Annotated in this window: 13 protein-coding genes and 1 other RNA gene; 9 read left to right on the forward strand and 5 right to left on the reverse strand. The window is 42.6% G+C overall.

Annotation, left to right across the window (positions count from 1 at the left end; translation table 11 throughout):
- Window positions 1-121: 121 nt before the first annotated feature.
- The 7 genes from CVD23_RS15925 (at window position 122) to CVD23_RS15950 (ending at window position 6,530) form a co-directional block, all read left to right on the forward strand.
- Window positions 122-682, forward strand: coding sequence for a DUF1273 domain-containing protein (locus CVD23_RS15925; RefSeq protein ID WP_101666540.1), 561 nt, complete (start codon window positions 122-124; stop codon window positions 680-682).
- Between the two features lie 85 nt (window positions 683-767).
- Window positions 768-1,073 carry a cell division regulator GpsB gene (gpsB, locus tag CVD23_RS15930; RefSeq protein WP_101578768.1) on the forward strand — a complete coding sequence of 102 codons (306 nt, stop codon included), beginning with the start codon at window positions 768-770 and terminating at the stop codon, window positions 1,071-1,073.
- Between the two features lie 82 nt (window positions 1,074-1,155).
- An RNA gene (gene rnpB, locus CVD23_RS15935) (RNase P RNA component class B) lies at window positions 1,156-1,557 on the forward strand.
- A 173-nt stretch (window positions 1,558-1,730) separates the two neighbouring features.
- On the forward strand, window positions 1,731-2,867 hold the full coding sequence (locus tag CVD23_RS15940; RefSeq protein WP_101578767.1) for a THUMP domain-containing class I SAM-dependent RNA methyltransferase: 1,137 nt from the start codon (window positions 1,731-1,733) through the stop codon (window positions 2,865-2,867).
- A 202-nt stretch (window positions 2,868-3,069) separates the two neighbouring features.
- Window positions 3,070-4,080, forward strand: coding sequence for an alcohol dehydrogenase AdhP (gene adhP / locus CVD23_RS15945; RefSeq protein WP_101578805.1), 1,011 nt, complete (start codon window positions 3,070-3,072; stop codon window positions 4,078-4,080).
- Between the two features lie 90 nt (window positions 4,081-4,170).
- On the forward strand, window positions 4,171-4,341 hold the full coding sequence (locus tag CVD23_RS22025; RefSeq protein ID WP_180955684.1) for a hypothetical protein: 171 nt from the start codon (window positions 4,171-4,173) through the stop codon (window positions 4,339-4,341).
- Between the two features lie 266 nt (window positions 4,342-4,607).
- A complete protein-coding gene (locus tag CVD23_RS15950; protein ID WP_101666541.1) occupies window positions 4,608-6,530 on the forward strand; it encodes an ATP-dependent DNA helicase in 1,923 nt (640 codons plus the stop codon).
- A gap of 74 nt (window positions 6,531-6,604) precedes the next feature.
- Here CVD23_RS15950 and CVD23_RS15955 read toward each other — a convergent pair whose 3' ends face one another.
- From CVD23_RS15955 to CVD23_RS15975, 5 genes are all read right to left on the reverse strand, one after another.
- Window positions 6,605-6,904, reverse strand: a complete 300-nt coding sequence (locus tag CVD23_RS15955) for a metal-sulfur cluster assembly factor (protein ID WP_101579546.1) — start codon at window positions 6,902-6,904, stop codon at window positions 6,605-6,607.
- 86 nt (window positions 6,905-6,990) lie between these two features.
- A complete protein-coding gene (locus tag CVD23_RS15960; RefSeq protein ID WP_308314943.1) occupies window positions 6,991-8,244 on the reverse strand; it encodes a hypothetical protein in 1,254 nt (417 codons plus the stop codon).
- The gene (locus CVD23_RS15965; RefSeq protein ID WP_101666543.1) at window positions 8,241-8,456 is read right to left on the reverse strand and encodes a DUF2249 domain-containing protein; all 216 of its coding nucleotides are present in this window, start codon (window positions 8,454-8,456) and stop codon (window positions 8,241-8,243) included. The genes CVD23_RS15960 and CVD23_RS15965 overlap by 4 nt, the downstream gene beginning before the upstream one ends.
- A complete protein-coding gene (locus CVD23_RS15970; protein ID WP_101579548.1) occupies window positions 8,453-8,695 on the reverse strand; it encodes a DUF2249 domain-containing protein in 243 nt (80 codons plus the stop codon). Before CVD23_RS15970 ends, CVD23_RS15965 begins: the two co-directional genes overlap by 4 nt.
- A gap of 79 nt (window positions 8,696-8,774) precedes the next feature.
- A complete protein-coding gene (locus tag CVD23_RS15975; RefSeq protein WP_101666544.1) occupies window positions 8,775-9,464 on the reverse strand; it encodes a Crp/Fnr family transcriptional regulator in 690 nt (229 codons plus the stop codon).
- Window positions 9,465-9,660: 196 nt separating this feature from the next.
- Here CVD23_RS15975 and CVD23_RS15980 point away from each other — a divergent pair, with 196 nt between their 5' ends.
- On the forward strand, window positions 9,661-12,021 hold the full coding sequence (locus CVD23_RS15980) for a nitric-oxide reductase large subunit (RefSeq protein ID WP_101666545.1): 2,361 nt from the start codon (window positions 9,661-9,663) through the stop codon (window positions 12,019-12,021).
- Window positions 12,022-12,404: 383 nt separating this feature from the next.
- Window positions 12,405-12,641 carry a DUF2249 domain-containing protein gene (locus CVD23_RS15985; protein WP_101579541.1) on the forward strand — a complete coding sequence of 79 codons (237 nt, stop codon included), beginning with the start codon at window positions 12,405-12,407 and terminating at the stop codon, window positions 12,639-12,641.
- Window positions 12,642-12,694 lie beyond the last annotated feature (53 nt).

Consider the following 12,694-nt stretch of genomic DNA (forward strand, 5'->3'; position numbering starts at 1 on the left):
ACAAGGGCCGTCACAGGTCCTTGTGCTTTTACATAAAATTTTCACGTTCACACATGTTTTGGGATAACCTTCAATATAATAGGGTGTACAGGCGGATATTGCAGAAAAGGGGCATTTGAATTTGGTGAAAGTAGCAGCGATATCTGGCTATAAACCATTTGAGTTAGGAATATTCGAGCAAAACAATCCTGCAGTAGCTTACATAAAAACGGCAATCAAAAAGCAGCTATACCCACTTGTCGAAGCAGGGCTGGAATGGGTGATTATCAGCGGACAGCTCGGGGTTGAATTGTGGGCAGCGGAAGCTGTTTATGAACTTCAGCTTGATTTTCCCGAGCTTAAGCTTGGTGTGATTACACCGTTTCTTAACCAGGAAGCCAAATGGAACGAAAAGAATAAAGAATGGTATGAATCTGTCGTTTCACAAGCTGATTTTGTTGATTCGATTACAAAAAAAAATTATGAGAATCAGTGGCAATTCCGCTTAAAAAATCAGTTTTTTGTGGAAAAGAGTGAGCTGCTTCTGCTTCTCTATGATCACGAAAAGGAAGGAAGTCCTAAATTTTTGTATGAAACGGCTCTTTCCTACCGTGAAAAGCATCCATATGAGATCCGTCTGATTACTTTCTATGATCTTCAACTGGCTGTCGAGCAAGAAGAAGAAGAAAAACGGCAATTTTAGCGAGATCTTTGAAAGAAAAATTGACAAAAGCAGCTATTTTTGAAAAAATATAATGTAATGATTGGCGATACTTGAGGTGAATACGATGTTATCCGATAAAGTGAAGTTAACTGCAAAAGACATTTTAGAAAAAGAGTTCAAATCCGGAATGCGCGGATACAAGCAAGAGGATGTCGACAAGTTTTTAGATTTAATCATAAAAGATTATGAAACGTTCCACCAGGAGATTGAAGACCTTCAGCAAGAAAATTTGCGCCTGAGAAAGCAGCTTGATGAGTCAACAAGGCGCCAGCCTGCTCCAGCGGCGACTGCCGGAACGACGAATTTTGATATTTTAAAGCGACTTTCCAATCTGGAAAAGCATGTATTTGGCAGCAAATTGTACGATTGACACATTTTTACTCATTTTCATGATGAATGCCATTGATTTTGATCATCGTCTTGCTTATAATAAGGAATGTAATCCTTTAGTAGCGTTCGGGTAATCGCTGCAGTTGAACAATAGTGACACTGTAGAGGAAAGTCCATGCTCGCACGGGCTGCGATGCCCGTAGTGTTCGTGCCTAGCCAATTCATAAGCTAGGGCAGCTTGAACGAGATTTAAGCTGACGGCCGGAAAAACGCCTAAGTCCTCATGGATAAGGCGTGAATACCTGTAAAAGTGCCACAGTGACGTAGCCTTTTTAGAAATAAAAAGGGTGGAACGAGGTAAACCCCACGAGCGAGAAACCCAAATAATGGTAGGGGCACTTTCTCTTAGGAATTGAACGAGGAGAAGGACAAATTGGCTTGTCAATTTGTAGATAGATGATTACCGCCCTCGTACGAGACAACTGTCGTTTGCAGTACAGGGGCACAGAACATGGCTTACAGAACGTTATTGTTGGGATGCATAACTTATAAAACTAAAAGCTCTCCTCTTATCAGGAGAGCTTTTCTTATCTATTAGCCTCATTTAACGGCTAAATTACCGGCATAAAGGCGATATTAATCATGACATACATAATCGGGACTTCATGTGTTGGATTACGGAAAAAAGGGTGAGAAAATGGCAAAGTTTAATTTAATTGCAACCGCTGCAATGGGACTCGAGGCATTAGTTGCAAAAGAAGTCCGCGCACTGGGCTATGAATGTGAAGTTGAAAACGGCAGGATCAGCTTTGAAGGAGATGAGCTGGCGATTGCCCGTACAAACCTATGGCTGCGCACGGCAGATCGAATCAAAATAAAAGTGGGAGAATTTAAAGCAGAGAGCTTTGATGAGTTATTTGAGAATACGAAAGCTCTTCCATGGGAAATGTATTTGCCGGAGGATGCCGAATTTCCCGTGAGCGGAAAGTCGGTCAAATCGAAGCTTTTTAGCGTTTCAGACTGCCAGGCAATCGTAAAAAAAGCGATTGTCGACCGGCTGCAGCGCCATTACAAAAGAAATACTTGGTTTGAAGAAACTGGTTCGCTCTTCCGCATCGAGGTCGCCCTGCAAAAGGATGTTGCCACCTTGACGATTGACGCGAGCGGTTACGGGCTCCACCGCCGTGGTTACCGGGTAGACCAGGGGGAAGCGCCATTAAAGGAAACATTGGCTGCAGCGCTCGTTATGCTAACCAACTGGACGCCGGACCGGCCTTTTATCGATCCTTTTTGCGGTTCAGGCACAATTCCAATCGAAGCTGCCCTGCTCGGCCAGAACATCGCTCCAGGGTTTAACCGGGAATTTGTCTCGGAAAAGTGGGACTGGATCCCTGAGGCCATTTGGGGGAACGCCAGAACCGAAGCAGAAGATGTTGCAAAATATGAGCAACCGCTCGATATTCTCGGCACGGATATTGACCATCGGATGGTGAAAATTGCCGAAGAGAACGCCTTTGAAGCAGGACTTGGTGATTTGGTTTCATTTAAACAAAGGCAAGTAAGCGACTTTACGGCGACAAGTGAATACGGCGTGATTGTCGCAAATCCGCCATATGGCGAAAGGCTTGGGGAAAGAGTGGAGGTCGAACAAATGTACCGGGAAATGGGCAAGGCCTTTTCCAGGCACGAGACATGGTCAGTTTATATCCTCACTTCCCATCCTGATTTTGAAAGTTTGTACGGCAAGCCGGCAACGAAAAAAAGAAAGCTGTTCAACGGTTTTATCCGGACTGATTTCTATCAATATTGGGGGAAAAGACCTCCAAAACTATAATTAAAAAAACAGCCGAGCCAGGCTGTTTTTTTAATTTCAAGATAAAAGTAAATTGTTAACAAATTTGTCGAATACAATAAACAATTTTGTGAATACATTCACAAAATTAATGACAGATAAACATGTTTGCGCAATAATAAAGTTGCTTTTCTAATTCTCCAAAGAGGTGAACGAGATGTGTGAAACATGTCATGACACAAAAATGAAAGCAGCAGTAGTTCATGAATTCAGGAAGGATTTAACAGTCGAAAATGTTCCCATTCCAGCTGTTGGGGAAACAGATGTACTTGTGAAAATCCACGCCTGTGGAGTCTGCCACACTGATTTGCATGCAGCGCATGGAGACTGGCCTGTAAAACCAAAATTGCCTTTAATTCCGGGACATGAAGGTGTAGGCGAAGTAATTAAAGTAGGAAACGGCATTAAACATTTAAAACCGGGTGACCGTGTCGGAATCCCATGGTTATATTCCGCTTGCGGCTATTGTGAATACTGTCTCTCCGGCAGGGAAACATTATGCCTTAATCAGCATAATGCCGGCTATTCTATCGACGGGGCATATGCTGAATATTGCGTGGCAGATGGCAGATATACCGTGAAAATTCCTGATAATTTAAGCTATGTTGAAGCAGCGCCGCTTTTTTGTGCCGGTGTTACCACATACAAAGCTTTAAAAGTAGGTGAAGCTAAGCCTGGAGAATGGGTAGCTATCTATGGAATAGGTGGATTAGGCCATGTTGCCGTCCAATATGCGAAAGCGATGGGAAATAAAGTAGTCGCGGTTGATACTTTTGATGATAAATTAGCGCTTGCAAAGGAATTGGGAGCTGATTTGGTTATCAATCCTAAAACAGAAGACTCTGCGGTCTTCATTCAGCGTGAAATTGGCGGAGTCCAGGCTTCTATCTGTACAGCCGTTTCAAAACGCGCATTTGATGAAGCATATCGTGCCGTGAAGCGAGGCGGAAAATGCGTTGCGGTAGGCCTTCCTCCTGAAATGATTGAAGTGCCGATTTTTGACACAGTTCTAAACGGTGTCAGCATTACCGGTTCTATCGTCGGAACAAGAAAGGACCTTGAGGAAGCACTGCAATTTGCTGCAGACGGCAAGGTGAAAACGACAATCACAACAGCCAAACTAGAGGACATTAATGAAGTGTTTAAAGACCTTGAAGAAGGTAAAGTTAACGGAAGAATGGTCTTAACTTTCTAAATTTCAAAAGATAATCAATGAGGGAAAACCGGTATAAAACATCTCCTGGCCGAATAAAATATCAGTATCTTTTTGGCCAGGAGGAATACCATGTACGATTCGACCATTGACTTTAATAAAATTTCAAAAGCCCTTGCGGCTACGATTGAAACCATTAAGCAGGAGCATAAACCTGCTGACGGTGCCCTAATGAACCTGGAAGCTGCGAGAGAACAATTGCAGCAAGCATTGTCGTTTTCATTGTCTTCCATTCATAAATAAGCAATCCGGGAGAAACGTCTCTTACAGGGCGTTTCTTTTTCGTATTCTCTACATATAACCAGAAATTTCTTCAGCGATGATTCTTGACTAAGCGGCTCTTTACGATACAATGGTTGTTAGCGTCTCGTTTAAAAGGCACTGATAATTGTAATAATGAGGAGAGCCAAATCTTAAATATAAAGGCTGGCTCCATTTAAGGTGCAAGCGCCCTGCATTAGGGCGCTTGCGTTTTTCATGGCGCTATCGTGCCGGTTCGGAGGGGTATTATGCAAGGGCGCCTGCCATTTGCCATTTCTAAAACAGATTCTTTTTTTAATGTCTTTAATGATTGGATTGGAGACGTTTTTTACGATATTTTGCCTGAAGCAGGTTTCGAGCTTAGGGATGAACAAATCTTTATGGCGTTTCAGCTTGAAAAAGCGTTTAAAGAAAAACAGGTCATGTTCGCGGAAGCCGGCGTCGGGACAGGGAAAACAATCGTCTACCTTTTGTATGCCATTTGTTACGCGCGCTACCAAAATAAGCCGGCAATTATTGCCTGCGCCGATGAAACATTGATTGAACAGCTGGTCAAAAAAGAAGGCGATATTGCCAAGCTTGAAAAAGCTTTAAATTTAAATATCGATGTCCGCCTCGCAAAATCGCGGGATCAGTATTTATGCTTGAATAAGCTTGATGAGGTTATTTTAAGGAATGACAGCGGTCCCTACGGTGCGATTTTTGACGAGCTCCCGGACTTTGTCGGCACTGGATCATCAATGCAAAAGTTCCACAAATATGGTGACCGGAAGGACTATCCCGGTATTTCGGATGAGACTTGGAAACAAGTTGGCTGGGATTCTCTTCAGGATTGCTTCAGTTGCTCAAAACGGCATCGCTGCGGACAAACCCTTCATCGGGAATTCTATCGTGGCTCAAGTGATTTAATTATTTGTTCACATGATTTCTATATGGAGCACATTTGGACACAAGAATCACGAAAAAGGGAGGGGCAGCTCCCGTTACTTCCGGAATCATCGGCAGTCATCTTTGATGAAGGGCATCTATTGGAATATGCTGCGCAAAAAGCGTTAACCTATCGCTTTGCTGAACAGACGCTGGACAAGCTCCTTACCAGACTTACAGCCAACGATGTCAGGGAAAATACCCTTTATTGCATCGAAGAATCTCTCGTCCAAAACGAACATTTTTTTGCAGTATTACAGGCTGCCTCACAAATAACTGACGGTTCAGAAAAGCAAATGGTTATAAAGACTCCGCTCCTTCTGGAGGAGGGTAAAAGATTATTTAACCTGCTTAACCAGCTCCAGGAAGAGTTGGTGTTTGACAGTGAGATGTATGTTATTAATGATTATGATTTGAAAATTGTCGAGGAATATTTAGAACAAATAACCTATTCATTATCACTTTTCTTTAAAGAAACAAAAGGGATCAACTGGTTTGAAGAAAACAAGGGAGAAAGAACGCTCGTCATTATGCCGCGGATGGTTGAAGAAATTATGAGGGAAGAGGTTTTTGCACAGAAAAAGCCATTTATCTTCTCTTCGGCAACATTATCAGATAACAAATCATTTGATTATATTGCAACAAGCCTCGGGATTGATACATTTTTATCATTTTCTGTGGAATCGCCTTTTGATTACGGGGAAAACATGAAAATCTACATCCCGGGCTTTGCAAAGGATGACCGCCAAAAACGGCTCGAATACACATTAAACCAGCTCCAACAATCGGATGGCAGGGGTCTTGTCCTGTTTACGAATGAAGACGATTTAAACCGTTTCCGGGAATATGCGGCCGAGAAAACGGGCTTTCCCATTTATTTTGAGGGGGATGCAGAGATCAGCGCACTTGTGTCCAAATTCCAAAATAATGAGCAATCCGTTTTATGCTCGGTCCATATGTGGGAGGGGCTTGACATCCCGGGCCGCGCCCTCGAAAACGTGATCATATATTCGCTTCCATATCCACCTAATGACCCGGTTTTTTCGGCAAAACGTGAGGAGTCCAAAGATCCGTTTCATGACGTCGATCTGCCGTATATGCTATTAAGGCTAAGACAGGGGATCGGCCGGCTGATCAGGACGCACGAAGATAAAGGAAGTGTCCACATCCTGATCAACAAAGAAGAGCCTGCACACGTCACCGAGTTGATCAAAAACGCTTTGCCGACAAAAGTAACTCAGTGAGAAGGATATCAAAAACAGCGGTCGAATTGACCGCTGTTTTTTTAACTTTTTCGTAGATTCAGTTGTATTGGCCATTATCTTCCAAGTGCTTTCATGCCTTCTGGAGTCATTTTTTCTGGTGACCAGGCCGGCTCCCACACCACTTTCACATCCGCCAAATTAAACTCTTCCAATTCTTCCAAACAATATTTCACCCCATTTACAATGCTGTCATGGAGCGGGCAGCCTGGCGTAGTAAGTGTCATCGTAACATTGACTTGTTTTTCAGCTGGAAAGGAAATATCATAGATCAGGCCGAGATCGACTACATTGATGTTTAATTCGGGGTCGAGCACTCTCTTTAAATTCTTTTGTACATGTTCTGTTAAATCCATTTTTATTAGCCTCCTCATGTTTGTGTAAAATAATTTAGGGGCGCCTTGCGAAAGCGCTAAGTGATGCTGAAAACTTTTCTGCATCTCTATTTCTTTAGGACCGATGCGATAGTTCCGCTGAAAACTACAGCTGCCAGGCTGAAGAGAAATTGGCCCGGATAAAACAGCACTTTCAGACCAAATAAAAGGGCAACAAAAACGATTATCCCCCCGGCTGATAAGGCGAAGAACAGCGGTAAAGCCATCTTTTCATTAATCATATCCTTTAAAACAGGAACGTCCCTTTTGCCGATTTCGCTGCTGTACTTGTGAGTCCACCATAGAAACGGGACAATTTTGAATAGATAGCCAATGATGCTAAAAGCGATCCAAAGCAGGAAATAGGCCGCGATAAACGGTCCGGCCAGCCTGGAGAATGTCCCTGTTATAACGGATCCAAATGCCACAAGATGAACTGCCAGCCCGCAACATATCGCAAAAAGCGAGAACAAAAATGGTTTGTCGAGCTTTCTTTTAATCCGTTTTTTTAAAATGAGCGCCATATGCGAGGCGAAACAGGCAAATCCGATTAATAGAAACAAAAATCCGATCATGAACAACCATTGTTCATTGCTGAAAAAAGATAAGGCCGTGCAAACCAACCCAAATACATAAAAGCAATAAACCAGCCTGGCTTGCCACATCGGGTAGCCGTGGGAAAGGGAAAACATCGGGACCATTTTGTAAGAGAAACCAAAGATAAGCAGCGTAAACCAGCCGGCCAGCCCAAGCAATAGATGGGTTTTAAAAATCGCAGGATACATTGCGGCTGCAAACCCGGTTTTGATGCTCAATATGAGAGTAATCCCGAGCATGATCGTTGCAAATAAACAAAATAATGCAGTTCCTACAAAAAGCGTTATCATACTTGCTTGCGCCTGTTTCTTTAACGTCATCATGATTTGGATGATAAACAAGATGATTCCCGTTAATGTTATTGCTCCCGGGATCATTGCTGTTTGTGGTGCGAAATACAGCGCAGCTGCAAACCAGGTGATACCTGCTGCAGTAACCGCAAATTGAAAAAAACCAAAGCGTTCGTTCCATATCGGAGTTAAAAAAACGACAGGAACAAGCTGGTACATCGAACCCATCGCAATCATCAGCGCCCAGCCCAAAACGAGTAGATGAGCTGCAGACCAGACAGCCGGAATCCGAAAGCTTCCGGAAATCATTTGCTCTCCGTTTAATAATAGAATGATTTGGGAGATCACAAAGGCAAACAAACTGTAACAGATAAAGAACAGCGGCAGTTTTATATTTGTTTCACTGCCGATACTATTTGGTATCAAACCAATCACCTGCTTAATTTCGTAATATCGATTCTGTAACTTCCGTCAGCATTTTGTACCGTACGATGCGTGTATCCCATTTCATCTAATTGCTCGTACAGGAACATGGGCCGACGATCGTTGATAATCGTTAAGACGCGCCCCTGTTGCAGGGACTCGAGGGCTTTTAACGTTCTCATCATTGGCTGCGGCGGCTCCAATCCGCGATTATCCAAGATCACTGGCGATCGCCTCTTTTCGTAAAAACCACTTTCCAGTGCTTCTTTTCAATTTGCTCACTTACTGCTTCGAATCCTTTTGCTTTCAAGACGGGAAACAGGGGAACAGGCTTAAAAGGCGCGTGGAGGATAAATACATCATGTTCATTAAGCCCCGAAATAGCTTCCATTATTTTTTGGAATGGCTCAAGCTTATTTTTCAAATCGTCGCGAACATCCAGTTCGACTATTTTCTTATCCATCATAAACAGCCCCTTATAAATGTTGATAAATTAATGATAATCATTTTCAGTTGTGAACTACGTGATTTTAATCACAAGACTAGAATAATTCCTTTTGGAGAATTTCTTGAGTGATCAAGAAATTACCCTGTTGGTCCAATTCAATGACGTTCTTCTTTTTTAAGTAGTTGATCGTCCTGCTGATCGTTTCTCTTGATGTGCCAATCATATTGGCAAGTTCACGATGTGTGTAATGGGCTGTCAGTTTATAATGGCTGCCTGTTTGTTCACCGTTTGTTTTACAAAGCCTGAGCAGCAGCATAATAATTTGTTCATAAGTATTATGGAGAATTTGTTCCTCCAATCGATTTTGCAAATCTACAATTTTTTCACCAAGGACTTTAAAGAGTTTAATACAAAGCTCAGGATGAGCGATTAAAATATTCTCAAATTTTTCAATCGGAACAACAATCAGCTTTGCTTCTTCCATAATTACTGCATGGGCAGGATATTGGCCGTGCCTGAAAAACCCAGCATGCGGAAACATTTCACCTGCTTCCAAAAACGAAACAATTTGTTCCTTGCCGGAATGGTCCGTTTTATAAATTTTTACTCTGCCTGAATGAATAAAAAATACTTTGTCCAAAGGATGTCCCTGCATAAATACATACATTTTTTGCTTGTAAATCCTTGTATGCGCAATATTAATGATTTTTTCGAGCTCATGAGAAGACAGCTCTTTAAAAAGAGGAACCTCAGCCAAACGCCGTTCAATATCGCCTGTTTTCATCTATAACCCTCCAGTATTTCCTATTAAATTCAGTGTACCAAGCCAGAAATCGATACAAAGTGACGTTCATCATACAATTGAATATTTTCGTAACAGTTGTGCTAAATATCACAATCACACGATGAACAGCTTCACTAACAATCGGTGCTGCAACGATTAAAATGAGGGTGAAATCAAATAGAAAGGATGTATTGATATGGAGGTAAATCGAGGTATTCCCACACAAAAAGTGGTGAAGAAAAATAAAAACGCTCTCTTAAAATCGATTTTGATTCTCACGATTGTATTTAGTTTTACGATTCTTATTGTAGGTGGTTTCTGGATTTTTAAAGAAATGGCTCCCCGGCCTCTTGAGGTTACCAATGAAAAAAGAGAGGTGATCTTAACTAAAAAATCGATTATAGGAGGGCAGGCCGTCTTCCAAAAATATGGTCTGATGGATTATGGAACCGTCCTTGGACATGGATCGTATATGGGCCCGGATTACACGGCGGAGGCATTAAAAATATATACGGAAGGAATGCAGGATTTTAAAGCACAGCAAATGCACGACAAAAACTTTGCTGAGTTAAACACAGATGAACAAACCGTGATTAAAAATCAAGTGATTAAGGAAATGCGTGAGAACCGCTATGAAGCTGACACTGATAAACTGGTTTTAACAGATTCTCAAGCCTTCGGTGTCGAAAAAGTAAGAGCGTTTTACAAGCAAGTGTTCACTGAAGGAGACGGTTGGGGATTAAAGCCCAATTTAATCAAGGAGGAACATTTACCAGAGAATGACCGTTTGTGGATCGCCGAGGGAGACCAGACCCGGCAAATAGCCGATTTCTTTTTCTGGACCGCCTGGCTATCCAGTACCGAGCGGATAGGTGATGATATTACTTATACAAACAACTGGCCTTATTATGAAGATGCGGGCAATACCATGTCGTTCTCAGCTATTTGGTGGAGCGGTGCCAGTGTCACGATTCTCATCTTATTTATCGGAATCATTTTATTCGTCTTCTACCGTTACCACCTTGGAATGGAGGAAGCATATACGGACGGCAATTTTCCGCGGATCGAATTGGGGAAATTACCTGTCACATCTTCACAATTGAAAACAACGAAATACTTTGTCATCGTTGCCGCTTTATTCTTTGTCCAGGCGATGTTTGGAGCATTGCTGGCCCACTACTATATAGAGCCTGACAGCTTCTTTGGGATGAAGTGGATTTATGATATTCTCCCGTTCAATATTGCGAAGGGGTACCACTTACAGCTGGCTATTCTTTGGATCGCAACAGCATGGCTTGGAATGGGGATTTACATTGCGCCGCTGGTAGGAGGGTTTGAACCAAAGAGACAGGGGCTGCTCGTCGATGTTTTATTTTGGGCGCTCGTCGTTCTTGTCGTCGGAAGTATGGTCGGGCAATGGCTCGGTGCAAACGGATATTTAGGAAACTTATGGTTCTTGCTTGGCCACCAGGGCTGGGAGTACCTTGAGCTTGGACGGATTTGGCAAATCATTCTCGTCGTCGGAATGCTCATATGGCTGTATATTGTTTACCGCGGCATCCGGAGCGGATTGAAAAGGGAGTCGGATAAGGGAGGTTTAATCCACCTGTTATTTTATTCGGCAATTGCTGTGCCGCTTTTCTATGTATTCGCATTCTTTATGAATCCGGATTCAAATTTTACGTTTGCTGATTTTTGGCGCTGGTGGATTATCCATCTATGGGTCGAAGGAATTTTTGAAGTTTTTGCTGTCGTTGTCATCGGGTTCTTGCTTGTCCAAATGAGACTTGTAACAAAAAGCTCGACCGTTAAAGCACTTTACTTTCAGTTGATCCTCCTGCTCGGAAGCGGCGTAATCGGAATCGGCCATCATTATTATTATAATGGTTCAGCCGAAGTTTGGATCGCGCTTGGTGCCGTATTTTCAGCGCTGGAAGTCATTCCGTTGACCCTATTGATTCTTGAAGCATACGAACAATATAAAATGATGCGTGCAGGGGGAATTGATTTTCCTTATAAAGGAACTTTCTGGTTCCTAATTTCAGTGGCGATTTGGAATCTAGTTGGCGCCGGTGTCCTCGGCTTCTTAATTAACCTGCCTGCTGTCAGCTTCCTTGAGCACGGCCAATTCCTCACTCCGGCACATGGACACGCGGCGATGATGGGTGTATACGGCATGTTTGCCTGTGCCGTTCTCGTTTATTCTTTAAGGAATGTTGTCAAACCGGAAAAATGGAATGATAAATGGGTGAAATTCTCCTGCATGATGTTGAATATTGGCCTTGCCGGAATGGTTTTTGTTTCGCTGCTGCCAGTCGGCGTTATCCAAATGAAAGAGGCATTTGATCATGGCTACGCTGCATCGCGCTCGGCCCAGTTTTTACAACAGGATATCATCCAGAAGCTGCTCACGTACCGATCGATTCCGGACACGATCTTCCTGATTGGAGTAGCGACGTTGCTGATCTTCTGCTTAAAAGCAATCATCAATACTCGCAAAGTCACACATAAAGAAAACGAAGCTCTTCCAGTCGATGACCTTGCGGCCGATGAGTAAACACTTTGCAAATATGCTGAATCGTTATTATAAAGGATGGCAAATTGCCATCCTTTTAACTTTCCTCATCGTTTCTGTGGATTGCTGAGTCGCACTCAAAACAAACGATTTTGTTGTCATCGGTGTGAACACCGTTAAAAAAACCATCAAGGCAATAAACATCTTTTCCGCAAATTGAACACTTTCCAACGTGCTCTTTCAAACTACCACCTCTTTTTATGACAGTCTGGTCCTACTCTTGTTTCTATTATGTTTATTATAATCGTATCAACCAAAAATCGGGGGCATAAATCATAGATAGCATGTGATGCGCTTCACTCATTCTTTACATATCACTATCTATAATAATAAGTGTAAACCAACTTATTAAGGAGGAAAAAACTATGAGAGAATTTGCTGCTGTTATTGTTGCTCCAGACTACCCGCCCCGCGAAAAGCATCCAGTTATTTTTGGTGCATTTGATGCCTTGAAGCCGGGTGAATTTATGAAGGTCGTCAACGATCATGATCCAAGGCCGCTTCAATACCAGTTTATGATTGAAAGAAAAGACCAGTTTTCTTGGGAATATCTTGAAGAAGGACCGGAAACTTGGAGAGTCGCAATTGGAAAAAATAAATAACTGGCACTAAGCGGAGTTTTCACTGAGAATTCCGCTTTTCTGCATCCTCTCAA

This window comes from Bacillus sp. V33-4, assembly GCF_002860225.1.
Classification (GTDB): domain Bacteria; phylum Bacillota; class Bacilli; order Bacillales; family Cytobacillaceae; genus Bacillus_BJ; species Bacillus_BJ canaveralius.